Origin of the sequence: Modestobacter marinus, assembly GCF_011758655.1 — a bacterium.
Lineage (GTDB): Bacteria > Actinomycetota > Actinomycetes > Mycobacteriales > Geodermatophilaceae > Modestobacter > Modestobacter marinus.
The window spans coordinates 1,251,642-1,275,482 of sequence record NZ_JAAMPA010000001.1; the positions used below are offsets into that span (position 1 = coordinate 1,251,642).

At 75.7% G+C, this 23,841-nt stretch carries 27 protein-coding genes and 1 riboswitch; of the genes, 13 read left to right on the top strand and 14 right to left on the bottom strand.

Annotated features, from left to right (window positions below; translation table 11 throughout):
* Positions 1–7: 7 nt before the first annotated feature.
* From FB380_RS05895 to FB380_RS05905, 3 genes are read right to left on the bottom strand one after another with little or no spacing between them, the layout of a single operon-like run.
* A complete protein-coding gene (locus tag FB380_RS05895) occupies positions 8–754 on the bottom strand; it encodes a GntR family transcriptional regulator (protein ID WP_229681748.1) in 747 nt (248 codons plus the stop codon).
* Positions 751–1,548: a glucosamine-6-phosphate deaminase gene (gene nagB, locus FB380_RS05900; RefSeq protein WP_166754262.1), complete on the bottom strand. Its 798-nt coding sequence runs from the start codon at positions 1,546–1,548 to the stop codon at positions 751–753. The genes FB380_RS05895 and nagB overlap by 4 nt, the downstream gene beginning before the upstream one ends.
* Positions 1,549–1,550: 2 nt before the next feature.
* Positions 1,551–2,765: an N-acetylglucosamine-6-phosphate deacetylase gene (locus FB380_RS05905; RefSeq protein ID WP_166754263.1), complete on the bottom strand. Its 1,215-nt coding sequence runs from the start codon at positions 2,763–2,765 to the stop codon at positions 1,551–1,553.
* Positions 2,766–2,929: 164 nt separating this feature from the next.
* Here FB380_RS05905 and FB380_RS05910 point away from each other — a divergent pair, with 164 nt between their 5' ends.
* Positions 2,930–3,439, top strand: a complete 510-nt coding sequence (locus FB380_RS05910; protein ID WP_229681749.1) for a PaaI family thioesterase — start codon at positions 2,930–2,932, stop codon at positions 3,437–3,439.
* Positions 3,440–3,538: 99 nt separating this feature from the next.
* Here the strand turns inward: FB380_RS05910 and FB380_RS05915 are convergent, their stop codons facing one another.
* Both FB380_RS05915 and FB380_RS05920 read right to left on the bottom strand, forming a co-directional pair.
* Positions 3,539–4,051, bottom strand: coding sequence for a VOC family protein (locus FB380_RS05915; protein WP_166754264.1), 513 nt, complete (start codon positions 4,049–4,051; stop codon positions 3,539–3,541).
* A gap of 144 nt (positions 4,052–4,195) precedes the next feature.
* Entirely contained in the window at positions 4,196–4,789 is a 594-nt protein-coding gene (locus FB380_RS05920; protein WP_166754265.1) for an ATP-dependent Clp protease proteolytic subunit, read from the bottom strand.
* 164 nt (positions 4,790–4,953) lie between these two features.
* On the opposite strand from FB380_RS05920, the gene FB380_RS05925 reads away from it, so the two are divergent.
* Entirely contained in the window at positions 4,954–5,574 is a 621-nt protein-coding gene (locus FB380_RS05925; RefSeq protein WP_166754266.1) for a GNAT family N-acetyltransferase, read from the top strand.
* Positions 5,575–5,690: 116 nt separating this feature from the next.
* Positions 5,691–6,989, top strand: a complete 1,299-nt coding sequence (locus FB380_RS05930) for an Nramp family divalent metal transporter (protein WP_229681750.1) — start codon at positions 5,691–5,693, stop codon at positions 6,987–6,989.
* Positions 6,990–7,001: 12 nt separating this feature from the next.
* On the opposite strand, the gene FB380_RS05935 is transcribed toward FB380_RS05930, so the two are convergent.
* Positions 7,002–7,640 (bottom strand): hypothetical protein, encoded by a 639-nt coding sequence (locus tag FB380_RS05935; protein WP_166754267.1) that lies wholly within the window; start codon positions 7,638–7,640, stop codon positions 7,002–7,004.
* Positions 7,641–7,790: 150 nt separating this feature from the next.
* Between FB380_RS05935 and FB380_RS05940 the strand changes: the two genes are divergently transcribed.
* Positions 7,791–8,489 carry a hypothetical protein gene (locus FB380_RS05940; protein ID WP_208382771.1) on the top strand — a complete coding sequence of 233 codons (699 nt, stop codon included), beginning with the start codon at positions 7,791–7,793 and terminating at the stop codon, positions 8,487–8,489.
* A gap of 95 nt (positions 8,490–8,584) precedes the next feature.
* A complete protein-coding gene (locus FB380_RS05945) occupies positions 8,585–9,139 on the top strand; it encodes a dihydrofolate reductase family protein (protein ID WP_166754268.1) in 555 nt (184 codons plus the stop codon).
* An 88-nt stretch (positions 9,140–9,227) separates the two neighbouring features.
* Here FB380_RS05945 and FB380_RS24515 read toward each other — a convergent pair whose 3' ends face one another.
* Together FB380_RS24515 and FB380_RS05955 are read right to left on the bottom strand one after the other, a co-directional pair.
* Entirely contained in the window at positions 9,228–9,911 is a 684-nt protein-coding gene (locus tag FB380_RS24515; RefSeq protein ID WP_208382772.1) for a phosphotransferase enzyme family protein, read from the bottom strand.
* A gap of 177 nt (positions 9,912–10,088) precedes the next feature.
* Complete coding sequence (locus tag FB380_RS05955; protein WP_166754269.1) at positions 10,089–10,568, bottom strand: hypothetical protein; 480 nt, start codon at positions 10,566–10,568, stop codon at positions 10,089–10,091.
* A 26-nt stretch (positions 10,569–10,594) separates the two neighbouring features.
* Here FB380_RS05955 and FB380_RS05960 point away from each other — a divergent pair, with 26 nt between their 5' ends.
* On the top strand, positions 10,595–11,389 hold the full coding sequence (locus tag FB380_RS05960) for an SDR family NAD(P)-dependent oxidoreductase (protein WP_166754270.1): 795 nt from the start codon (positions 10,595–10,597) through the stop codon (positions 11,387–11,389).
* A 95-nt stretch (positions 11,390–11,484) separates the two neighbouring features.
* Here the strand turns inward: FB380_RS05960 and fabG are convergent, their stop codons facing one another.
* The 5 genes from fabG to FB380_RS05985 form a co-directional block, all read right to left on the bottom strand.
* Positions 11,485–12,240 carry a 3-oxoacyl-ACP reductase FabG gene (gene fabG / locus FB380_RS05965; RefSeq protein ID WP_166754271.1) on the bottom strand — a complete coding sequence of 252 codons (756 nt, stop codon included), beginning with the start codon at positions 12,238–12,240 and terminating at the stop codon, positions 11,485–11,487.
* A gap of 102 nt (positions 12,241–12,342) precedes the next feature.
* Complete coding sequence (locus FB380_RS05970) at positions 12,343–13,788, bottom strand: DUF6297 family protein (protein ID WP_166754272.1); 1,446 nt, start codon at positions 13,786–13,788, stop codon at positions 12,343–12,345.
* Between the two features lie 120 nt (positions 13,789–13,908).
* Complete coding sequence (locus FB380_RS05975; RefSeq protein WP_166754273.1) at positions 13,909–14,586, bottom strand: ABC transporter ATP-binding protein; 678 nt, start codon at positions 14,584–14,586, stop codon at positions 13,909–13,911.
* On the bottom strand, positions 14,586–15,215 hold the full coding sequence (locus FB380_RS05980) for a TenA family protein (protein WP_166754274.1): 630 nt from the start codon (positions 15,213–15,215) through the stop codon (positions 14,586–14,588). The genes FB380_RS05975 and FB380_RS05980 overlap by 1 nt, the downstream gene beginning before the upstream one ends.
* Positions 15,212–15,808 (bottom strand): TenA family protein, encoded by a 597-nt coding sequence (locus FB380_RS05985; RefSeq protein ID WP_166754275.1) that lies wholly within the window; start codon positions 15,806–15,808, stop codon positions 15,212–15,214. The genes FB380_RS05980 and FB380_RS05985 overlap by 4 nt, the downstream gene beginning before the upstream one ends.
* Positions 15,809–15,853: 45 nt before the next feature.
* Positions 15,854–15,964, top strand: a riboswitch (TPP riboswitch).
* Here FB380_RS05985 and FB380_RS05990 point away from each other — a divergent pair.
* The 7 genes from FB380_RS05990 (at position 15,955) to FB380_RS06020 (ending at position 21,252) form a co-directional block, all read left to right on the top strand.
* A complete protein-coding gene (locus FB380_RS05990) occupies positions 15,955–17,298 on the top strand; it encodes a purine-cytosine permease family protein (protein ID WP_166754276.1) in 1,344 nt (447 codons plus the stop codon). It overlaps the preceding riboswitch by 10 nt.
* Positions 17,295–17,921, top strand: coding sequence for a thiamine phosphate synthase (gene thiE, locus FB380_RS05995; RefSeq protein WP_166754277.1), 627 nt, complete (start codon positions 17,295–17,297; stop codon positions 17,919–17,921). Before FB380_RS05990 ends, thiE begins: the two co-directional genes overlap by 4 nt.
* Entirely contained in the window at positions 17,918–19,030 is a 1,113-nt protein-coding gene (thiO, locus tag FB380_RS06000) for a glycine oxidase ThiO (RefSeq protein ID WP_166754278.1), read from the top strand. The genes thiE and thiO overlap by 4 nt, the downstream gene beginning before the upstream one ends.
* Positions 19,027–19,233 (top strand): sulfur carrier protein ThiS, encoded by a 207-nt coding sequence (gene thiS / locus FB380_RS06005; protein WP_166754279.1) that lies wholly within the window; start codon positions 19,027–19,029, stop codon positions 19,231–19,233. The genes thiO and thiS overlap by 4 nt, the downstream gene beginning before the upstream one ends.
* A gap of 1 nt (position 19,234) precedes the next feature.
* A complete protein-coding gene (locus tag FB380_RS06010) occupies positions 19,235–20,062 on the top strand; it encodes a thiazole synthase (protein WP_166754280.1) in 828 nt (275 codons plus the stop codon).
* On the top strand, positions 20,059–20,637 hold the full coding sequence (locus FB380_RS06015) for a thiamine phosphate synthase (protein WP_166754281.1): 579 nt from the start codon (positions 20,059–20,061) through the stop codon (positions 20,635–20,637). The genes FB380_RS06010 and FB380_RS06015 overlap by 4 nt, the downstream gene beginning before the upstream one ends.
* Positions 20,638–20,811: 174 nt before the next feature.
* Positions 20,812–21,252: an ATP-binding protein gene (locus FB380_RS06020; protein ID WP_166754282.1), complete on the top strand. Its 441-nt coding sequence runs from the start codon at positions 20,812–20,814 to the stop codon at positions 21,250–21,252.
* A gap of 7 nt (positions 21,253–21,259) precedes the next feature.
* Here the strand turns inward: FB380_RS06020 and FB380_RS06025 are convergent, their stop codons facing one another.
* On the bottom strand, positions 21,260–23,707 hold the full coding sequence (locus FB380_RS06025; RefSeq protein ID WP_229681751.1) for a SpoIIE family protein phosphatase: 2,448 nt from the start codon (positions 23,705–23,707) through the stop codon (positions 21,260–21,262).
* Between the last annotated feature and the right edge of the window lie 134 nt (positions 23,708–23,841).

Here is a 23,841-nt window from a genome sequence, read left to right on the forward strand (position 1 = left end):
CCACCGCTCAGCCCTCCCCCAGCTCGACCGTCACCGCGACCTCGTACCGGTCACCGCGGTAGGTCGACAGCGCGTGCTCGACCGGCCGGCCGGCGCTGTAGGAGACCCGGTCGAACACCAGCACCGGGCGGGACGCCGCCAGCCCGAGCAGGACGGCGCACTCCCGGTCGACCTCCGCCGCCCGCACGGTCTGCTCGGCCCGCTCGATCGTGACGCCGTACCGCTGGGCGAGCAGCGTGTACAGCGAGCCGGTGAAGTCGGCCGCGTCCAGGTCCGGGGCCACCGCGACCGGGTACCAGCCGTCGTCGACCGACATCGGCTGGTCGTCGGCCAGCCGCAGCCGGCGCACGTGCCAGGCCGGCTCCCCCGCCACCAGCCCCAGCGCGGCCCGGGTCGCCGGCGGCGGCACGGCCCGGCCGACCGTCAGGACGACGGTGGCCGGCCGCAGCCCCATCCGGCGCATGTCCTCGGAGAAGGAGGCCAGGTGCAGCCGGGACCGCGCGGGCCGCTCCGCGACGAAGGTGCCCTTGCCGCGCACCCGGACCAGCACCCCCTCGCTGACCAGCTGGCCGATCGCCTCCCGGACGGTGATCCGGCTGACCCCGTGCTCGGTGCACAGCTGCCGCTCACCGGGCAGCGGCGCACCCGCGGGCAGCCCGGCCGCCAGCTCGGCCAGCCGGCCGCGCAGCTGCTCGTGCTTGGGCACCACCCCGTCGACGATCACGCCCACCCCTGCGTCGGACCGTTCCGTCACCAGCGCTGCTGGGGCAGCTTGTGCCGCAGCACGTACCGGTAGTAGTCGGCCCGGGTCAGCTGGGCGCCGGCCGCCTCGTCGACGACGAGGGTGACGTGCCGGTGCAGCTGCAGCACCGAGCCCGGGCAGGTCGCCGTCAGCGGCCCCTCCACGGCGGCGGCGATCGCGGCCGCCTTGGCCTCCCCGGTCGCCACCAGCACCAGGTGCTCGGCGCCGAGGATCGTGCCCAGCCCCTGGGTGATCACGTGCCGGGGCACGGCGTCGACGTCGTCGCCGAAGAAGCGGGCGTTGTCGACCCGGGTCTGCTCGGTCAGCGTCTTGACCCGGGTGCGGCTGGCCAGCGAGGAGCCGGGCTCGTTGAAGCCGAGGTGCCCGTTGGCCCCGATGCCCAGCACCTGCACGGCCACCGGCCCGGCGGCCAGCAGCTGGTCCTCGTAGTCCCGGGCGGCCTGCAGCGGGTCGGCGGCCGCGCCGTCCGGCCCGTGCACCACCGCGGGGTCCAGCCCGAGCTCGTCGGTCAGCTCGCGGCGGATCACCTCGCGGTAGCTCTCCGGGTGGCCGCCGGGCAGGCCCACGTACTCGTCGAGCAGGAAGGCCTGCACGCCCTCGAACGCCAGCCCCTCCTCCCGGTGCCGGCGCAGCAGCTCCTGGTAGGCGAGCAGCGGCGAGGACCCGGTGGCCAGGCCCAGCACCACCGGACCGCCCCGGCCCAGCGCGGCCAGCACCGACCCGGCGACGGCGTCGGCGACGACCCGCCCGCACTCCTCGGGGGTGGGCAGCAGGACGACCTCCACGGTCAGCTCTCCTCTCGGTGCACCCACGCACCGGCCCGGAGGACGGCGGTGGGGTTCAGTTCCGGGTCGGTGACGAGCACGTCGGCGCGCGCGCCTCGGATCAGGTGCCCGACGTCGGTGCGGCCGAGCAGCCGGGCGGGGGTGCCGCTCGCCGCGAGGACGGCGCCGGCCAGCGGGACGCCGGCGGCCACGGTCGCGCGGACGACGTCCACCAGCCGGGCGGTGCCCCCGGCGATGGCGCCCGATCCGCCGGCGAGCCGGGCGACGCCGTCGCGCACCTCGACCGGCAGGGCACCGAGGTGGTAGCTGCCATCGGCCGTCCCGGCGGCGGCCATCGCGTCGGTGACCAGCGCGATCGCGCCCGGGCCGACCAGGTCGAACACGGTCGCCACCGTCTCCGGCGCCAGGTGCACGCCGTCGCCGATCAGCTCGACCACCAGCTCACCGCGCGCCGCGGCGGCCAGGCAGGCGGCGACCGGGCCGGGCGCGCGGGACAGCAGCGGCGGCATGCCGTTGAACAGGTGGGTGGCCGAGAGCGGGCCACCGGGCGCCGCGCTGCGGATCGCCGCGGTGACCTCGACCGCGCCGGCGTCGGTGTGGCCGAAGCTGGGCAGCACCCCGTGCGCCCGCAGCAGGTCGACCAGCTCCGCCCGGTGCGCGGTCTCCGGCGCCAGCGTCATCGACACGACCGTCCCCCGGCCGGTGGTCAGCAGGTCGGCCAGCAGGGCCGGGTCGCCGGGGAGCAGCGCGGCCGGGTCCTGGGCGCCGCACCGGGCAGCGGAGAGGAACGGCCCCTCCAGGTGCACCCCGGCCAGCTCGCCCTCCTCGACCAGCGGGGCGAGCAGGGCCAGCCGCCCCCGCAGCACCGCCGCGGGCGCGGAGACCAGGCTGGCCACCAGCGTCGTCGTCCCGTGCGCCCGGTGGTGGGCGGCCGCGGCGCGCACTCCGGCGACGTCCGCGTCGGGGAAGCCGTGGCCGGCGGCCCCGTGGCAGTGCAGGTCGACCAGTCCGGGCAGCAGCAGCGTGCCCGGTGCCGGCGGGGGGAGGACGCCGTCCCACTCCCCGGCCGGGCCAGCGAAGGCCACCCGGCCGCCGGTGACGGCGAGCACCCCGTCGTCGACGACCGAGCCGCCGGTGACCAGCCGGCCCCGCAGCACGGGGCCCGGGGCCTGCGAGCCGGTGGGCCCACCGCGGGGCGCGACGCTCCGGGCGGGCATCCAGGACTCCTCAGGGACGGGCGGGCTGACAGTTCAGCCGGTGCAGTGACAGCGGCCCTGTCCGGTCATGACCAGTGCATGGAGGATGACCGGTGCCTGAGCCTCGTGTCAACGTGCCCTCACGTCCCGCGGAGCTGGAGCAGGCCGGGCGCTACCGTCCGGCCGTGAGCGAGCGCGAACGCACCTACTCCTGGGGCGACCCGATGCAGACGGCGACGGCCGCCCGGACGATGGCGGGGGTCGACCTCCTGCGGGCGGCGATGTCCGGCGACCTGCCCGGGCCGCCGATCGCCGCCTCCCTCGGGTTCGACCTGGTCGAGGTGACCGAGGGCCGCGTCGTCTTCGCGTTCGAGCCGGCCGAGTACCACTACAACCCGATCGGCTCGGTGCACGGCGGCGTCTACGCGACGCTGCTCGACTCGGCCGCCGGCTGCGCCGTCCACTCGATGCTGCCCGCCGGGGTCGGCTACACCAGCCTGGACCTGACGGTGAAGTTCCTCCGCGCCATCACCCTGGACACCGGCCGGGTGACCTGCGTCGGCACGGTGACCCACCTGGGCGGCCGCACCGCGCTCGCCGAGGCCCGCCTGCTCGACGGGGCCGACCGGCTGCTCGGGACGGCGGTCAGCAGCATCCTGGTCATCCGCCCCCAGCCCGGCACCCAGGTCGGCTGAGCTCGTCGCCGTCCTCGACTGCGCAGTTGCGGTCGACCCACGCGGCGTGTCCCGCCGTGTCGGCGACCACAAGTGCTCACTCGACGGACGCCGGGCGGCTCAGGCCGGGACGCTGACCCCGAGGCCGCCCTTGGTCTCGGCGCCGTAGCGGGCGATCTCGGCGTCCAGGTCCAGCGGCCGGGTGGTCGCGCCCAGCTCCCGGACGTCGGGGGTGATCAGGTCGGCGGGCAGCAGCCAGGAGACCTCGAACTCGATGCCGTCGGGGTCCCGGGCGTAGAGCGCCTTGGTGGTGGCGTGGTCGGAGGCCCCGGCCAGCGCCCCGGCGTCGGCCAGCGCGCCCCGGAACCGGGCCAGCTCGGCGAGCGTGTCGACCTCCCAGGCCAGGTGGTAGAGCCCGACGGTGCTGCGCCCGGCGCCGGACGGGCCGGCCTGCACACCGACCGCGAACAGACCCAGGTCGTGGTCGTTGGTCGACCCCTCGGCCTGCAGGAACACCGCCTGGCCGGGCATCTCGACCTTGACGCGGAAGCCGAGGACGTCGCGGTAGAAGGCGGCGCTGCGGTCGACGTCGCGGACGAAGAGGACGGCGTGGTTGAGGCGCTGGACGGGCACGGTGCACTCCTGAGGTCGTCGAGGCAGCCAGTCTGCGCCTGGTTGCTTGAGAATTCAAGCAACTACCTGGTGAGGTGACCCGAGCGACGCGGCGGGCGGAGCCCGGGCGTGACCGGGCCGGCGGTGGCGCCCTGCGCGCCGAGGTCAGCCGAACGGCGCCCGGCCGCCCGGCAGCGACGCCGCGTCGGTGAGCACCGCGTCGATCAGGCCGTAGTCGCGCGCCTGGGTCGCGGTGAACCAGCGGTCGCGGTCGGAGTCGCGCTCGATCTGCTCGACCGACTGCCCGGAGTGCTCGGCCTGCAGCTCGTTGAGCTCTTGCTTCATCCGCGTCAGCATCTCCGCGCGGATCGTGATGTCGGCCGCCGTCCCGCCGAGCCCGGCCGAGGGCTGGTGCATCATGATCCGCGCGTGCGGCAGCGCGAACCGCTTCCCGGGCGTGCCCGCACTGAGCAGGAACTGGCCCATCGACGCGGCCATCCCCATCCCGTAGGTGGCCACGTCGCAGTCGACGAACCGCATGGTGTCGAACAGGGCCATCCCGGCGCTGACGCCGCCACCGGGTGAGTTGACGTAGAGGTGGATGTCCCGGCGCGGGTCCTCCGCCGAGAGCAGCAGCATCTGGGCGGCGAGCTGGTTGGCGATCTCGTCGTCGACCTCACGGCCGAGGAAGACGATCCGCTCCCGGAGGAGGCGGTCGTAGACGGCGTCGCCCAGGGACGTGGTGGTGGGACCGGTCATCTCGGCATCCCCTCTTCAACATCGGAATGGACGCCGTCAGCCAATCGCCATGCATTCCTGGAAGCCAGTCAGGAATGGCGTATTGCGCTCTCCGCGCACTTCTTGTGCTGTCAGAGGAATGGTCTGGACGGCGCACGTCCGCGGGTGCGTGGTCTGATGGCGCGGTGACCGAGCCAGCCGCCGTCCGCCCCGTCGTGCGCCGGGCGACCCGCGCCGACGTCCCCCGGCTGGCCGCCACCCTGGCCGCCGCCTACCCCGACTACCGGTGGACCTCCTGGGCGCTGCCGGAGGACGGCCGCACCCAGCGACTGTCCCGCTGGGCCGAGCTCTGGGGCGCGCTGGTGCCGGTGCTGGCCGAGACGGCGTGGGTGACCGACGACGTCGACGCGGCCGCCGCCTGGGTGGCCCCCGACGCGCCGCCGCACGCCGCCGACGTGCAGGCGGTCATCGACCGGGACCTGCCCCGGGTGTTCGGCGCCCGGCAGCCGGTGGTGCTGGCCAGCGAACGACTCGGGGCGCTGGGCCGCCCGGACGAGCCGCACTGGTGGCTGCACGCCGTGGGCACCCGGCCCGCCGCGCGGCACCAGGGGCTGGGCGCGGCGGTGCTGCAGCCGGTGCTCGAGCGCTGCGACGCCGAGCTGGTGCCGGCGGCGACGACGGTCTACACCTCCACCGCCGTCCGCTGGCTGCAGCGGTCCGGCTTCGCCGTGACCCACTCGACCCGGACCGCCGTCGACCACGAGCTGCCGATCTGGACCCTGGTCCGCCAACCGAAGCGCAACTGACCCGGCGCAGGCAAGGCTGACCTGACCCCCGGGGGCCACAGGTCGGCCCGGTCGGCCCCCGTGGGCCGGGCAGGACAGGAGCGACCACCCAGGCTCCAGCCACCCGCGAGGTCCCCGTGTACCTGTCGAAGACCGAGGCCGCCGTCCTCACCAGCACGCTGCCGCGCACCCTGCCGCGGCCCACCCCACCGGCGCCGAAGGCCAAGCGCAAGCTGTGGCCGCTGCTCGGGCCGGCGTTCGTCGCCGCGGTCGCCTACGTCGACCCGGGGAACTTCGCGACGAACTTCTCCGGCGGTGCCTCGTTCGGCTACACCCTGCTGTGGGTGATCGTCGCGGCCAACCTGATGGCGATGCTCATCCAGACGCTCACCGCCAAGCTGGGGCTGGCGACCGGGCGGGACCTGGCCACCTGCTGCCGCGAGCGGCTCCCCCGGCCGGTCACCTGGGGGCTGTGGGCGCAGGCCGAGGCGGTCGCGATCGCCACCGACCTGGCCGAGATCGTCGGCGGGGCGGTCGCGCTGAACCTGCTGTTCGGGGTGCCGCTGTGGATGGGCGGGATCATCACCGCGGTCGTCGCGTTCATCCTGCTGGCCGCCCAGTCGCGGGGCTTCCGGCCGTTCGAGCGGGTGATCACCGGGCTGCTGCTGGTCATCGGCGGCGGGTTCGTCTACACGTTGATCGGCGCCGGGGTCGACCCCGGCGGCGTCGCCTCGGGCATGGTGCCCAGCTTCGCCGGCACCGACAGCCTGCTGCTGGCCACCGGCATCCTGGGCGCCACGGTCATGCCGCACGTCATCTACGTGCACTCCGCGCTCACCCCGGGCCGCTACGGCGACACCGTCACCGCGGGCAGGACGCACACCGGACGGCGGGGCCTGCTGCGCGCCCAGCGGATCGACGTCTTCATCGCCATGGGCCTGGCCGGGCTGGTCAACGCCGCGATGCTGGTCATCGCCGCGCAGCTGTTCACCGCCGGCGACGGCATCGAGTCGCTGGAGAGCGTGCACGCCGGCCTGGGCGACCAGCTCGGCAGCGGCGCGGCCCTGGCCTTCGCCGTCGCCCTGCTCGCGGCCGGGTTCGCCAGCTCCTCGGTCGGCACCCACGCCGGCCAGGTCGTCATGGCCGGCTTCCTGCGCAAGCACATCCCGGTGCTGGTCCGCCGGCTGATCACCCTGGCCCCGGCCCTGCTGGTGCTGGGCCTGGGCGGCGACCCGACGACGGCGCTGGTCTGGTCGCAGGTCGTGCTCTGCTTCGGCATCCCGTTCGCCCTGGTGCCACTGCTCTGGCTCACCAGCCGCCGCGACCTGATGGGCGGCTGGGTCAACCGGCGGGTCACCACGCTCACCGGCTCGGTCGTCGCCGCGCTGATCATCGCCCTGAACGGCTACCTGCTGGTGAGCACCTTCCTCGGCTGACCGGCCCGACGGTCAGGCAGGGACGACGGAGCCGGCGCTCGGGAACAGCGGGAATCGGCTGTCGATGCCGTGCTGGGCCAGCGCCTCGTCCAGCCCGCCGGCCTCCTCGACCGCCTGCTCGGTGATCATCACGTCGATGCCGTCGCCGGCCGCCCGGGCCCCGACGGCCGAGACGACGCCGGAGTGCTCGGTGATCAGCCGGCTGGCCTCCGCCTGCAGGTCACCGGGGCGGAACGGGGTCTGCTCGACGACCATCGCGAAGTCCGCGCCCGCGTGGGCGTCCACCACCTGCTGGACGGCGGCCGGGACGGGCCCGTGCCAGCGCACGGTGACCAGGGTCCGGTCGCGGCTGATCTCCGGGTCGCCGAAGTCGGGGCTGTTCCCGGCCGCGACCCGCACCTGGTCGATCGCGTCCAGCATCTCGGCGCTGACCAGCGGCAAGGCGAGGTCCTCCAGCAGCTCGTCGGGCGGCACCACGTGCTCCAGCTCCTCGGGGAGCGGCGGCACATCGGGCATCGGCTGCAGCTCGACGTACCCCGACGGCGGCGTCCCGGGCCCGCCCGGCTGCTGCGGTGCCTGGTCCGCGCACGCCGTCAACGCCAGGAGGACCGTCAGCACGAGGCCGCACCGCCACCGCTCCCGAACGTCCATGGCGGGGATCGTGCAGGTCGACCGCTCGCCGCCGCAGAGACCAGACGATCTCGTGACCGAACGGTGACCGGGCGCCGACGGTCGCGCTGCGGCCTGACGGCGGGACCAGGTCGCTGGCCTGGCCCACGGCCTGCCCGGCAGGATGCGGAGATGCAGCCGAGGGAGCCGGTCGACTGGGCGCCGGGGATGTCGGTGCTGGCCGACACCAGCCCGGCGGCGTGGGTCGAGGCCGCCCTCACCCCGGCGCCTTCGTCCTGGACGGTCGCCGGGCTCGTCCCGCCCGTCTTCGACGCCTACGCCCGCGTCCTGCCGCCCAGTTACGGGGACGAGGAGGGCGAGCCGCGCCACCGGTGGCCGGAGATCGCCGCTGCCACCGGGGTGCCGCTGACCGCCGCGACCCGGTTCGACGACCTGGTGGCCGGCTCCCGCCGCTGGGGCCGGCCCTGTGACGGCGGGCTGGACGCCCGGGAGACCGCGGCCCTCGCCCGCGTGCTCAGCGCGTTCACGGGGACGCCGGCGGAGGCCTACTTCTGTCTCTGGGAGGGCTTCGGGCTCGAGGAGACCGAGGCCTGGGCCGAGCGGCCGATGCGCGTGGAGGTCCCGTACCGGGCGTACCACCTGCTCACCGGCCCGGTCGCTGCCGCGCCGGTGCTGCCCACCGGGGTGCCGTGGCGCTGCGCGAGCCTGTGGTGGCCGGCCGACCGGGCCTGGCTGGTCGCCACCGAGATCGACGGCTACCTCACCTACGTCGGCGGGGACCGGGCGGCGATCGACGCCGTCCTCACCGCTCCGGACCTCGACGCCGTGGCCGTGGACCCCTCCACCCCGCTGGACCCCAGCTACGGCTGAGCACGGACCGCCGATGAGGAACGGCGTCCGGCGCCGTCTCTGGTACGACACCACCAGCACCGGCACCGCCGGTCCACAGCCGAGGAGCACCACAGATGGGCGCGATCAAGGTCCACGAGTTCACCACCGTCGACGGGGTCGTCGACGTCCCGATGTGGACGATGGACTACGGCTTCCCCGACGACCTGGCCGCCTCGATCGGGCAGCTGACCGGCTCGTCCTCGGGGATCCTGCTCGGCCGGACCACCTTCGAGATGTTCGCCCCGGCCTGGTCGACCCGGACCGTCGAGGACGACCCGGGCGCGCCGTTCTTCAACGACACGACCAAGTACGTGGTCAGCTCGACGCTGACCGACGCCGAGTCGGTCTGGCGGAACTCGACCGTGGTCGGCGGGTACTCCGCCGAGCGGATCCGGGCGCTGAAGGACGAGCAGGACGGCGACCTCTACGTCAGTGGCAGCGCCACGCTGGTGCGGGCGATGCTCGCCGACGGCCTGGTCGACGAGCTGCACCTCTACGTCTACCCCCTGGCCGTCGGGACGGGCATCCGGCTGTTCCCGGAGGGCACGTCCCGGCTGCTGTCCCTGGCCGGCGCCGAGAGCCTGTCCAACGGCGTCGCCCACCTGACTTACGGGCCGACCGCCGCCTGACCCGACCGGAGGGGCCGAAGTCGCGACGCTGGCCCCTCCGGGCCGCCCGGTGACTACACGGTCGCCTTCTCCACCGAGCCGGATCGAATCAGAGGGCGCCCTGGAGCGCGCTGGACTCGGCGGTCAGCCACGCAACGGCTCGGGGCATCTGATCGTCGAGGCCCTCGTCCCACCACCGGCGGAAGACCGGGTCGACCTCAGCGGCCGCTCGTGACGTCAGGGCGAAGTTGGCCACCATGCGGTTCGCCACCGGGATCAGCTGGGCGCGTTGCTCGGCTGTCATGCCGTAGGCATCGGCGAAGGCACGCACCCGGGCGGGCACGTCCGCCTCGACCAGCGAAGGAGCTCGGTCCACCGGGTCGAGCAGCGGAGCCCACCAGTAGAGGGCGTTCGCAAGGTCGGCCACCCGCGTGGTCGGCCGCGCCAGATCGAAGTCGATCAGGGCGGTGGGGCGTTCGTCGGAGAAGACGATGTTGCCGGGGCAGTAGTCCATGTGCGACACGAGCTCGGGTCGGTCGAACAGCGGGATCACGCCCGCGGGTCGGACGCCGGGAACCCCACCCCATACGGCGTCGGCCGGTGGTGTCCACCCGTCTGCTGCTTCGTGCAGACGACGGATGAGGACCGCCAGGGTCTCCATCGATTCACTCGCGGTGGCATGGGCGGGCAGCGGGTCCACCGGGACCTCCCCTGCCACGAACGACAGGACCTCCCGCCCTTCGGCGTCGTAGCCGAGCGGTTCGGGGCAGTCGGTGAAGCCCTGGCTGCGCACGTGCGCGAGGTAGGCCTGGATGGTCGCGGTGAACGGCCGGGCCGGACGTCGGACACTCGGCCCGATTCGGACGACGTGCGTGACGCCCCCGCTGGCCAGCGTCTCCTCGACAGCGTCCTCCACGACGCGACCGTAACCGGAAGAAGGGCCACGCCGGCGGCGAGCGGAGGTGCGGCGTCAGGCCGGTGGGGTGTCGCCGACGTCGGCGAAGAGCGGGACGGCGCTGTCGATCGCGGCCACCGCCTGCTGGGCGCCGCCGGCCGGGTCGGCGACCGCCGGCGGCACGAGCACCTCGACGCCGTCGCCCTCCGGCCGGGCGGTGGCGGCGGCCAGCACGTCCGGGTGCTCCCGGAGCAGCCGCTCGGCCTCCGTCCGCAGGTCACCGGGACGGAACTCGGTCTGCTGGACCGTGACCTCGCACCCGGGGTCGGCGAGCACGGCCTGCGCCGGCGCCGGGAGATCGCCGTACCAGCGCACGGTGAGCCGCTTGCGGTCCAGGCTGATGCCCGGGGTGCCGAAGTCCGGGGAGTCCCCGGCCACCGCGCTCAGCCGCTCCAGCAGGTCGTAGATCGCGGTCGGACCACCCGGGTAGGCCACGAACTCACCATGCCCCAGGCGCGGCGCCGGCCCGGCGGACGACTTCTTGCGTGCTGCCATGCCCGCCATCATCCAGGCTGGCCCGCATGGAGATCTCCGGTGCACGGATCTGGGTCACCGGCGCCTCGACCGGCATCGGCGCGGCGCTGGCGGCCGAACTGGCCGACCGGGGCGCCCAGGTGGCGATCAGCGCCCGCAACGCCGAGCAGCTCGCTGAGGTGGCCGGGAGCCGGATGGTCGTCGTCCCGCTGGACGTCACCGACCGGGCGGCGACCGTGGCGGCCGGTGAGCGGGTGCGGCAGGCCCTGGGCGGACTGGACGTCGCCGTGCTCAACGCCGGCACCTGGTCGTCGTTCCACGTGGAACCGTGGGACTCCCAGCTCTTCGCCGACCACCTGCAGGTCAACGTCATGGGCGCGGTGCACACCATGGAGGCCGTCGTCCCGCAGATGCTGGCCGCCGGCCGGGGCCGCATCGTCGGTGTCGCCTCGGTCGCCGGGTACCGCGGCCTGCCCGGGTCGGAGGCCTACAACGCCGGCAAGGCGGCGCTGATCAACCTGCTGGAGAGCCTGCGCGGCTCGCTGGCCCCGCGCGGTGTCGTCGTCCAGATCGTGAACCCGGGGTTCGTGACCACCCGGATGACCGACCGGAACACCTTCCCCATGCCGTTCAAGGTCCCCGCGGACGTCGCCGCACGCACGATCGCCGACGGCATCGCCGCGGACAAGGCCGAGGTCGTCTTCCCGGTGCCGATGATGATCGGGATGAAGCTGGCTAGGCTGCTCCCAGTCCGGCTGTGGACCCGGCTCACCGCCGAGCTGGCCCGCCGCGGCGTGACCAGGGCACCCAGCGCCGAGCCGCCGCCGTCCGCTCAGCGGTGATCAGGTCCCCTGATCGAAAACTGTCCCCCTGCACCAACGCTGGCGCAGGGGGACAGCGGGTGATCAGGGGACCTGATCAGTGCTGGGGGCGCGGGTCAGGCGCGGGGGCCGCCGGCGACGTAGATGACCTGGCCGGAGACGAAGCCCGCGCCCTCGCTGCACAGGAACGACGCGGTGTGCGCGATGTCCTCGGGCTGGCCGACCCGGGCGACCGGGATCTGCTTGGCGGCCATCTCCTTGAACTGCTCGAACGGCACGCCCACCCGCTCGGCGGTCTGCGCGGTCATCTCGGTCTCGATGAAGCCGGGGGCGATCGCGTTGGCGGTCACGTTGTACCGGCCCAGCTCGATGGCGAGGGTCTTGGTGAAGCCCTGCATGCCGGCCTTGGCCGCGGAGTAGTTGACCTGGCCGCGGTTGCCCAGCGCCGAGACGCTGGACAGGTTCACGATCCGGCCGTACTCGGCCTCGACCATGTGCTTCTGCGCCGCCTTGCTCATCAGGAAGGCGCCCCGCAGGTGCACGCCCATGACGGCGTCCCAGTCGGCGACGCTCATCTTGAACAGCAGGTTGTCCCGGGTGATCCCGGCGTTGTTCACCAGCACCGTCGGGGCGCCCAGCTCGGCGGCGATCCGCTCGACCGCGGCGTTGACCGACTCCTCCTCGGCGACGTTCGCACCGACCGCGAGCGCCTCGCCGCCGGCCTTCTGGATCTCCCCGACCGTGTCGGCGCAGGCCGCCTCGTCCAGGTCGAGGACGGCGACCGCCATCCCGTCCTGCGCGAACCGCCGCGCGATGGCCGCGCCGATCCCGCGCGCCGCACCTGTGATGATCGCCGTCCGCTGCTGAGCCACTGCATCTCCTCGTCGAGTACGTCGGCGGGCCACGGTCGTCCGGCCCGCCGTCCTGCCCCAGTGCATAGCACCAGGCCCGCGCGGCGCCTGCACCCGGCCGGGTCAGTCCGGGGGCCGGGCCGTACCGACGGCGAGCGCGCCGAGCGCCAGCGACCACAGCAGCGCCGCACCGACGAGCCACCACGGGACCGCGCCGAGCAGCAGGGCCAGCGCGACCGGGGCGGTCCCCAGCAGGCCGACGTCCGGCCCGCGCACCAGGGTGCTGCTCACCCCCACGGGGACGGCGCCCATCGGCGAGGCGAGCACGGGGCCGGACCAGTCCAGGTCGGGGCGGTAGCCGGCGCGCACGGCGGCTCCCGCCCACGCCGGGGCGGTGGCCGCGCCCAGCGCCAGCCACGCGGCCGGTGCGCCGGCGCCCTGGCCGACGAGCAGCGCCGAGACCCCGCAGACCCCCGCGAGCACCGCGACCGGCACGACCGCCCGGGCCCAGACGACCGCCGCACCGCCCAGCGGCAACGCCCGGTCGGCGGCCGGCGCCGCGACCGCCCGCCGGCTCGGCTCCCCCAGTGACGTCGCGGCGGTCCCCCAGCCGAGGGCGACGGTCACCGCCACCAGGGCGGGCAGCTCGGCCAGCCCCTCGGTGCGGGCGGCCAGCACCGGCAGCGCCGCCCCGGCCGCCAGCTGCCCCCACCGCCACGGGGACCGGGCCAGCACCGCCAGGTCGCCGGCGACGACCGCCTGCCACGGCCGCCGCACCCAGCGCCAGGCCAGCGGGCGCCGCGGCCGGCGCACCGTCGTCCCCAGCGCCCGGCCGAGCTCACGGGTGTCCAGCGAGAAGACCGACGCCGTGGCGTACTGCGCGGTCTCCCCCGACGCGCGGAGCGCGCCGGCGGACAGGTCCGCCAGCCGCCGGTCGGCCAGGGCCAGGCAGAGGACGGCGACCACCAGCAGCCCACCCAGCAGCCCCGTCGCCACCGGCGCCGGCAACCACCCGCCCGCGACGTCGGGCAGGTCCACGCCCAGCCCGGCGACCACGCACCCGGCGACGGCCGGGCCCACCAGGGCCAGCGCGGTCACCGCACCGGCGACCGGGGGCACCCACCGGCCGCCACCACCGGCCTGCCGGACGACGAGCACCCCGACGGCGGCACCCGGCAGCAGCGCACCGGCCGCCAGCCCGGCCAGGACGCCGGCCGGTGTCCGGCTCCAGGCCAGCACCACCGGGACGCCGACGGCCAGCGCCGCCGCCACCGCCAGGCCGACCGCCCGGCGCAGCTCCCCGCGCAGCAGCCCGCGCCGCCCCGCGGGCAGGGGCAGCCACCACGCCGCGGCCGCCGGTGTGGCGCTGACCGGCCCCAGCCGGGCGAACAGTGCGGTCAGCCCCGCGGCCAGGGAGAGCGCGACGGCCGCCGCGGTCAGCCCGCCGGGGAGCACCGCCGCATCGACGGCCGGCCGGGCGGCGATCTGCTCGCGGAGGCTGGAGACGGCGCCTCCGCACAGCGCCACGAGGACCCCGGCGGAGGTGAGCCCGGACAGCGTGTCCCCCACCCGGGTCAGCCAGCTGGTGTCGGCCCGGGCGGCCGTCGCCCGGCGGGTGTACCGGCGAACGGCGGTGCCGCTCCACTCCTCCTGCCGACGCGCCCGTGGCGGAGCCGCCGTGGTCGTGGCTCAGCCCTCCTGCAACGCCGCGACGGCGTCCTCGGGCGCGACCACCGGGCACTCGTCCTCGCCGACCACCAGCACCCGGTCGGCGAGGGTGCCGACGAACGTCGGGTCGTGGCTGGCGAACAGCACCGCACCGCCGGCGTCCACCAGCGCCGCGAGCCGGTCGGCCAGCGCCCGGCGCATCGCGGTGTCCAGCCGGCGTTCCGGCTCGTCGAGCACCAGCAGGTCGGCCGGGCGCACCAGCGCCCCGGCCAGCGCCAGCCGCCGGCGCTGGCCGGAGGAGAGCGCCGAGGGCAGCGCGCCGGCCCGGTCGGTCAGCCCGAAGGCGGCCAGCTCGGCGTCGACCACCTGCTCGGCGCCGGTGACCCCGTGGGCGCGGGCGGTGAGCAGCAGGTGCTCCGCGCCGGTCAGCGACGGGAAGAACGCATCGTCGTCCAGCACCCCGGCGACCGCGCGGCGGAAACCGGCGTCCCGCTCGTCGACCGGCCCACCGGCGAAGCGGACCGTCCCGGCCAGCGGCGGCAGCAGACCGACCATCGTCTGCAGCACGGTGGACTTGCCGGCACCGTTCGGGCCGACCAGCGCGACCGCCGTCCCGGGTTCGACCGACACCGTCACGGGGGCGCACACCGGCTCGTCGCCGTAGCCGACCGAGAGCTCCTCGGCGGCCAGCAGGGCCATCAGCCGGACTCCGCACCACCGCGCCAGGCGGCGTCGAAGAAGCCGACCTCCAGCTCCATGGCCCGCCGGTAGGCGCGCCGGACCGCGGGCGTGTCGGCGGCCGTGCCGTCCAGCAGCCGCTCCAGCGTGGCCGCCAGCTCCTCGAAGCCCGGGTCGGTGTAGGTGGTGACCCACTCGGCGTAGGCGGGCGCCGCTCGGCCGGCCAGCGACTGCCCGAGGTGGGCGTACAGCCGCATGCACGGCGTCATCGCCGCGCAGGTCAGCCCGCTGCCGCCCAGGGCCGCCGTGGCGAGCAGGAAGTCGGTGTAGGCCAGCGTGGCCGGCAGCGGCTCGACCGCGGCCAGGTCGATGCCCCAGCGGGCGGCGTAGCCCTCGTGCAGCCGCAGCTCCTCGCGGACGCCGGCGAGCAGGTCGGCGAAGACGTCCAGCGCGGCCCGGTCGGGGCTGTGCGCGGCGCCGAGGGCGTAGCCGCGGGCGAAGGACTCCAGGAAGAACGCGTCCTGGGCGACGTAGCCGGCGAACAGCTCCGGCGGCAGGCTGCCGTCGCCGATGCCCTGCACGAACGGGTGCGCCCGCGCGACGGCGGCGAGGTCGGCGTTCTCGGCCCAGAGGTCGGCGGCCAGGCTCATGCCGCCTGCTCCAGGGCCATGTCCCAGAAGGCCACCTCGGCGGCGACCACCTCGGCGAAGACGTCGTCCTGACCACCGCCCACCGCGTCGGCCGCCGTCTCCAGGCCGGCGACGTAGCCGGCGAAGCCCGGCACGGTCCAGTGCTCGACGAACTCCCGGTAGGCCGGGGCACCGGGCAGCGCCGTCGTCCATGCGTCGAGGTAGGTGCGCTCGATGGTCCACAGCGCGGTCAGCGCGACCGGGACGTCGGCGGTGTCCAGCCGGTCCAGCAGCTCGGCGTAGGCCGCGGTGGCCGGCAGCGCGGGGGCGGTGAGGTCCAGACCGCGGGTGGCCGCCTGCTCCTCGAACCAGGCCAGCTCCTCGACCAGGGCGACCAGACCGCCGGCGAGCACCGCCTGGGCCGGCCGCGGCGCCCGGGCGAGCAGCCGGGCCTGGAAGCGCAGCAGGTCGGCGACGAAGCGCGCGTCCTGGACCAGCCAGGTGTCGAACGCGCCCGCGGGCAGCGACCCGTCACGCACCGCGGTCAGGAAGGGGTGCGCGGTGGCCGCGCGCCAGATCTCGGGATGACGTCGGAGCAGCTCGGCGACCGGCACGGCGCGGACTCTACGAGGTCGTTAGGGTGGGCCACGTCATGGCGTCGAGCCATGTGCGGGAGCTCGGAGGACCGGGCTGAGAGGGCGGCTGACGCGCCGCCGACCGCTGGAACCTGACCGGGTAATGCCGGCGTAGGGAGCCCGTGATGAGCACGTCCGGAACCGTCGGCACGACCACGTCCGGTGCAGACGCACCGCTGACCCTCACCGAACCAGCCGCCCGCACGCTGGGCTTCCGCGAGTCCGCGGGCCTGTGGGGCAACCTCGGCATCAGCCTGCTGCTGCCGGTCGCCGCCGTGTACGTCGTCCTGCCGGGGCGGCCGCTGTCGGTCACGCTCGGCGCGATCGTCGTCGGCGCGGTGATCGGTGCCTCGCTGCTGGGGCTGGCCGCCGCGGCCGGCGCCCGCGAGGGGGTGCCGGCGATGGTGCTGCTCCGCGGCCTCCTCGGCCGGCGGGCCTCCTACCTGCCCACCGCGCTGAACCTGGTGCAGTGCATCGGCTGGGCCACCTTCGAGATCGTGATCATCGCCGAGGCGGCGTCCCGGGTGCTGGACGCGCCGCGCTGGCCGTTCGTGCTGATCGCCGGGGTGCTCGCCACCGCGATGGCGCTGCGGCCCCTCGGCGTGGTCCGGGTGCTGTCCCGCTACGCGGTGTGGGCGGCGCTGGCCGCGATCGTCTACCTGTTCGTCGAGGTGCTCTCCGAGCCGCTCGCCCCGCTGGACAGCGGCGGCGCCGCCTCGTTCTGGACGGCGACCGACATCGTGATCGCCCTGCCGATCTCCTGGTTCCCGCTCGCCGCCGACTACACCCGGCACGTGCGCAGCGGCCGGGTCGCCGGCACCAGCACCGCGCTGGGCTACGGGCTGGCCACCGTCGCGATGTTCACCCTCGGCGTGCTGGCGCTGGCGGCCTACGGGAGCTCCGGGCTGGACGTCATCGACGCGCTGCTGGCCGTGCCGCTGGGGGCGCTGGCCGTGCTGGTGCTCGTCACGGTCGAGCTCGACGAGGCGTTCGCCAACGTCTACTCCACGGCGGTGTCCGCGCAGAACGTGGTGGCCCGGCTGGACCGCCGGCTGCTCGCGCTGGGCGTCGGCGCGACCGCCACCGTGCTCGCGCTGAGCTTCGACATCGTCGCCTACGAGCCGTTCCTCTTCCTGATCGGTGCGGTCTTCGTGCCGCTGATCGGCGTCTTCCTGGTCGCCTACGCGCTGCGCACCCCCGGCCGGTGGGACACCTCGGACACCGCCCCGGCCCGGCTGGTCTACCTGCTGCCGTGGCTGGCCGGCTTCGTCGCCTACCAGCTGACCCTGCCGACCTTCTTCGCCGGCGTCGGCGCCGGCTGGACCTCCTGGTGGACCGCCCGGCAGAGCGACCTGGGCATCGACCCGGCCAACGGCTGGTCGGCCTCCCTGGTCAGCCTGGCCGTCGCCGCGGTGCTCACCGCGGTGATCGCGCTGCTCGACGCCCGCCGCGGGCGGCAGCCGGCATGACCTCCGCGCTGGGCCGGCTGCACGTGCTCACCGACGCCGACGGCGGGCCGCGCGCGCTCGCCGTCGTCGCCGCCGCGGTGGCCGCCGGGGCGCCGGTGGTGCAGGTGCGGGCGAAGGGCTGCAGCGACCGGGTGCTGCACGACTTCGCCCGCGCGGTGGTGGAGCTCTGCCGGCCCGCGGGCACCACCGTCCTGGTCAACGACCGGGTCGACGTGGCGCTGGCCGTCGGCGCCGACGGGACGCACCTTGGCGCCGACGACCTCCCGCTCGCCGCGGCCCGGCGGGTCGCCGGGCCGGGGCACCTGCTCGGCGGCACGGCCCGCGACCCGCAGCAGGCCCGGCAGCTGGTGGCCGAGGGCGCGGACTACCTGGGGGTCGGCCCGGCCTTCGCCACCACCACCAAGACCGGGCTCCCCGACCCGATCGGGGTCGCCGGGGTCGGTGCGGTGGCGGCCGCGGTGCCGGTGCCGGTGATCGCCATCAGCGGGGTCACCGCCGCACGGGTCGGGGAGCTGATCGCCGCCGGCGCCACCGGGGTGGCCGTGGTCGGCGCGGTCACCGGCGCCGCCGACCCGGGTGCCGCGACCGCCGAGCTGCTGCGTGCCCTGGAGGACTCCCGGTGATCGACGTCGCGGTGGCCGGTGGTGGGCTGATCGGGCTGTCGGTGGCCTGGCGGGCGGCGCAGCGCGGCCTGTCGGTCGCCGTCGTCGACGACGCCCCCGGCACCGGGGCCTCGGCCGCCGCCGCCGGGATGCTCGCCCCGGTCACCGAGGCCGCCTACGGGGAGGAGGCGCTGCTGCGGCTGTGCCTGGCCTCCCTGCAGCGCTACCCGGCGTTCGCCGCCGAGGTGGAGGCGGCCAGCGGCCTGCCGGTGGGGCTGCGTACCGCCGGCACCCTGGTGGTCGGCTTCGACGCCGACGACGTCCGGGCACTGGACGCGCTGCACGACTACCAGCAGGAGCTGGGCCTGGCCGTCGAGCGGCTGACCCCGCGGGAGACCCGCCGCCGGGAGCCCGGGCTGACCCCGCGGCTGCGCGGCGGGCTGGCCGTCGAGGGCGACCACTCGGTCGACGGCAGGGCGCTGCACCGGGCGCTGACCGGCGCCGTCGAGGCCGCGGGCGTGCGCCTGGTCCGGGACCGGGTGGCCGGGGTGCAGGTCTCCGGCGGGCGGGCGACCGGGCTGGCGCTGGCCGGCGGCGGGGAGCTGGCCGCCGGCACCGTCGTCCTGGCGCTGGGCGCGCACAGCAACACGCTCCCCGGGGTGCCGCCGCTGCCGGTGCGGCCGGTCAAGGGGCAGATCCTGCGGATGGCCGGTGCGGCGGGGCTGCTGACCGGCACCGTGCGCGCCCTGGTCCGCAGCCGGCACGTGTACCTGGTGCCCTACGGCGAGGACGGCCTGATCGTGGGGGCGACCACCGAGGACCGCGGCTTCGACGCCACCGTCACCGCCGGTGGGGTGCACGAGCTGCTGCACGACGCGATCGAGGTCGTGCCCGGGGTGACCGAGCTGGAGCTGGTGGAGACCCTCGCCCGCTGGCGGCCCGGCACCGACGACAACGCCCCGCTGCTGGGGCCCAGCACGCTGCCCGGGCTGGTGCTGGCCACCGGTCACCACCGCAACGGCGTCCTGCTCACCCCGGTGACCGGTGACCTCGTCGCCGAGCTGCTGGCCACCGGCGAGCTGCCCGGGCTCGCCGCCCCGTTCACCGTCGAGAGGTTCCCGCACCGATGACCATCTCGCTGACCGTCAACGGCAGCCCGGTCGAGCTGGCCGACGGCACGACCGTCGCCGCGCTCGTCGCGCAGCGCACCAGCGGGCACGACCGGGTGGCGGTCGCCCGCAACGGGGACGTCGTCCCGCGCAGCAGCTGGCCGACGACCGAGCTCTCCCCCGGCGACCGCCTCGAGGTGCTCGCCCCCACCGCAGGAGGCTGACATGCCCGATGACCGCGACCTGACCGAGGAACTGGCTCCCGCACTGGAGCAGGAGGAGGCCGGCGACCCCTTCACCATCGCCGGGCAGACGTTCACCTCCCGGCTGATCCTGGGCACCGGCGGCCTGCCCAGCCTGGACGTGCTGGAGCAGGTGGTGCGCTCCTCGGGCACCCAGCTGGTGACCGTGGCGCTGCGCCGGGTCGAGGCGGCCGCGGGCAGCTCGATGGTCGAGGTGCTCGACCGGTGCGAGGTCCGGCTGCTGCCCAACACCGCCGGGTGCCAGACCGCCCGGGAGGCGGTGCTGACCGCCCGGCTCTCCCGCGAGGCCTTCGGGACCGACTGGGTCAAGCTGGAGGTCATCGGCGACGACCGCACCCTGCTGCCCGACGCCGTCGAGCTGCTGGACGCCGCCGAGCAGCTCGTCGCCGACGGCTTCACCGTGTTCGCCTACACCACCGACGACCCGGTGCTGGGCCGGCGGCTGGCCGACGTGGGCTGCGCCGCGGTCATGCCGCTGGGCTCCCCGATCGGCAGCGGGCTGGGCATCCGCAACCCGTACAACATCGCGCTGCTCCGGGAGGAGGTCAGCGTGCCGGTGGTGCTGGACGCCGGCATCGGCACCGCCTCGGACGCCGCCCTGGCGATGGAGCTCGGCTGTGACGCCGTGCTGCTGGCGTCGGCGGTGACCCGCGCCCGGGAGCCGGTGCGGATGGCGCTCGCCATGCGGCAGGCCGTCGAGGGCGGCCGGCTGGCCCGGGGGGCGGGCCGGATCCCGCGCCGCTGGCTGGCCGAGGCCTCCACGTCGATGCAGGGGCTGCCCGAGCTGTGAACCTGCCGCGGCTGCTCGTGCTCACCGACCGCACGCAGTGCCGGGGCAGGCTGACCGCCACCGTGGCCGCCGCCGTCGACGCGGGTGCCCGGGCGGTCGTGCTGCGGGAGAAGGACCTGCCGCTCGCCGAGCGGGCCCGGCTGGCCGCGCGGCTGCAGGCGCTGCTGGACCCGGTGGACGGCGTCCTGGTGTGGGCGGGTGCCGCCGGGAGCACGGGACGCGCCGCCGTCCACCTGTCCGCGGCCGACCCCCTGCCGACGCCGCGTCCCGGCTGGCTGGGTCGGTCCTGCCACTCCGCCGCCGAACTGGCCCGGGCACGCGCGGAGGGCTGCGACGCGGCCTTCCTGTCCCCGGTGTTCCTGACCGCGTCCAAGCCCGGCCACGGCCCGGCCCTCGGGCTCGCCGGCCTGGCCGAGCTGGTCCCGCACGGCCCGCCGGTCTTCGCGCTCGGCGGCATCGGCCCGGACGACGTCCCCGGCTGCCTCGCCGCCGGTGCCCGGGGGGTCGCGGTGATGGGCGGCGTGATGCGCGACCCGTCCTCCGTGCGCGACCACCTGGCCGCGCTCACCGGCTGAGCGGGCGCCGCGCCGCTCGACTGGCGTGACCCACCCCGGACCGGTGAGGTGTAGATCACATCGACTTCATGATTGGACCTGCCCCTGCCGAGACAAGACAGGGGTTCGGCGTGCGACCGTTCGCGGACCGAAACTGCCGCGTGACTGTCCGCGGCCCGACAGCGAGGAGACCGGGTGACGGGCGAGGGGGCCAGCCTTGCGTGGCCGTCGTCCCCTCCTCCGCCGGCCGAGGCCGGCTGGCAGTGGGCGCTGAACGGCGTGGCGGAGCTCCCCCGGGTCCGGGCGCAGCTGCGCCGCGGGCTGGCCGAGGAGTCCGACGGCAGTCCTCAGGCGGCCGAGCTCGACGAGGCCGTCGTCCTGGCCTTCGACGAGATGGCCTCCAACGCCCTGCGGCACGGCGGCGGCGGGGTGCACGCCCAGGTGCGGCGGACGCCGCGCGCCTGGCTGGTCGAGGTGCGCGACTCCGCGGTCCAGCGCCCCCCGCAGCCGGCGGTCGGGCGCGACCCCAGCCAGGGCGGGCTGGGCCTCTACCTGATCGCGGAGATGGCCGACGCCCACGGCTGGCACTCCACCGACGGCCAGAAGAGCGTCTGGGCGCTGCTGCCCCGGCGCTGAGCCCGGCTCAGCGCGCCGGGGGCAGCACCTCGTCGGGGTGCAGCCGGACGGCGACCAGCGCGACGTCGTCCTCCGACCCCTGCGGGCGCAACCGGTCGACGATCTGGTCCAGCAGCTCCCCCAGCGGCAGGTCCCCCAGCTCGGCGAGCAGGCCGGCCAGCCGGGCCACCCCGTCGTCGAGCGGGAGGTCGCGTCCCTCGACGAGGCCGTCGGTGTAGAGGACGACCGTCGCACCGGGCTGCAGCAGCACCTCGTGCTCCCGGCGGGGGGCGTCGGCGGCCACGCCGAGCATCAGGTCGGCCCGCTGGGTGTCCAGCACCACGACCCCACCGTCGGCGTGCCGCACCATCAGCGGCGGGTGGCCGGCGTTGGACCAGCGCAGCCGCGTCTCCCCCCGCCCCGGCTCCCCGCCGGTCCGTTCCAGCCGGGCCACGGCCGCGGTCGCCAGGGTGTGCAGCTGGAGCCCCTCGATGGCGCCGTCCAGGTCGCGGAGCACCTGCACCGGGCCGGCCGCGTTGCGCCAGGCGATCCCGCGCAGCAGGCCGCGCAGCTGCCCCATCGCCGCAGCCGCCTTCGTGTCGTGCCCGACGACGTCACCGATCGCGAGGACCGTCGTCCCGTCCGACTGGAGGAACGCGTCGTACCAGTCGCCGCCCACCTGGGCGGCCTGCACGGCCGGGGAGTACCGGACGGCGATGTCGGCGTGGTCCGGCTGCGGCGGGTCGGTGAGCAGGCTGCGCTGCAGGTCCTCGGCCATCCGGCGGTGCTGCTCCTGCAGCGCCGCGCTGTCCAGCGCCAGGGCCACCCGACCGGCGAGCTGGTGGACGACCTCGACGTCCTCGGGGTCCATGGGGTCGCGGTCGGCCGAGCGGTAGACGCTCATGGCGCCCACCGTCCGGCCGTGCGCGGTCAGGCCGAGGGCGACCGCCGTCGCCGGGGCCAGCGTCTCGAACGCCTCGCGCACGGGCCCGGGCGGCAGCGTCCGCCCGACCGCCTCGGTCACGTCGGGGACCTCGATCACCTTGCCGCTGGCCAGCGCGGCGACGAGGGGGGCGGTCGAGGTGAGGGCGGCCAGCCGCAGCTCGGCGTAGCGCTCCGCGACCGGCCGGAGACCGGGGTCCCGGTGCCAGGTGGCGACGTCCTGCAGCCGGCCGCCCTCGTCCGTCAGGCTGACGATCACCCAGTCCCCGAGGGCGGGGACGACGCCGAGCGCCAGCTCGCGCATGGCCTCCGCCGCCCCCCGGCCGTCGACCAGGGCGGCGGCGACGGTGTCGGAGACCCGGGTGACCAGGGCCAGCCCCTCGGCCCGTCGCCGCGCCGCCTGCTCGGTCCGGTAGCGCTCGGTGACCTCGCTGAAGTAGACCGACAGCCCCTCGAGGGTCGGCCAGGCGCGCACCTCGTACCAGGCGTCCAGGGGCGGCGGGTAATAGGCGTCGAAGGCGGCCGGTTCGCCGGACGTCATCGCCTGCCGGTAGTTGGTCTCGAACCCGCTGCCGACCGCATCGGGGAACAGCTCCCACAGGTCGCCGCCGAGCAGCTGCGCCCGGGTCGCGCCGAGCAGCTCCTCGGCGCCACCGTTGACGTAGCGGAAGGTCCAGTCCCGGTCCAGCGAGAAGAACGCCGCCGGCATCGACTCCAGGACCTCGGCGACCTGCGCCTCGACCCGCCGCTGCGCGGTGGCGTCGTGGGCCACCCCGACGACCCGGACCGCCGTCCCCGTCCCGTCCAGGACGGCGCGGCCCCGGGCGCGCACCCAGCGGAGCTCCCCGCTGGGCAGCTGGACCCGGTGCTGCTGGTCGAAGCCCTCGCCGGTCACCAGCGCCGTGCGGATCGTGGCGGTGACGCCGTCCGCGTCCTCCGGGTGCAGCCGCTCGATCAGCGCGCTCAGCGTGCCGGGGAAGGCCGCGCGGTCCCAGCCGTAGAGGTCGAGCAACCGGTCGTCCCAGATCAGCTGGTCGGCGACGGCGTCCCAGTCGAAGCTGCCGAGCTCGGCCGCGTCGATGGCCAGGCCCCAGCGCCACCGGTTGGCCTCCGACTCCGCACCGACCGCGGCCAGCCGGAGCTCCGTCGCGACGCACTCGGCGAGCAGGTGGAGCACGGCGACGTCCTGGTCGGTCCAGTCCCGGGGCGCGGCCCCGAAGACGCACAGGGCGGCGTGCCAGCCCTGCAGCGGCACACCCAGGTAGGCGCCGATCTCACCGGAGGTGACCAGTGCCCGGTCCGCGACCCGGGGGTCGTTCGCGGCGTCCCGGACGACGAGGGGCTCCCCGGTCTCGACGGTCACGGCGCACAGCGACTCGGCCAGCGGCAGCTCGAGCGCCTGCCGCGCGGCCGCCGGGCCGCTGAGGACGGCAGCCGTCTGCATCTCACCGATCAGCGAGAGCTGGGCGACGTCGGGCCCCAGCAGCCGGGCGGCCAGGTCGGCCAGCCGCTGGAGGACCGGCCCGGCGGCCACCGCCGCAGCCCGGGCAGCCGCCCCGTGGGCTGGGTCGTACCCCGACATCCGCCCCCGCCCTCGCTCCCGTGCGCCGCCGACGGGGCCCTCACGGCCGCGTACCGGAACCGATCATGCCTGGTGACGCCCCGGAC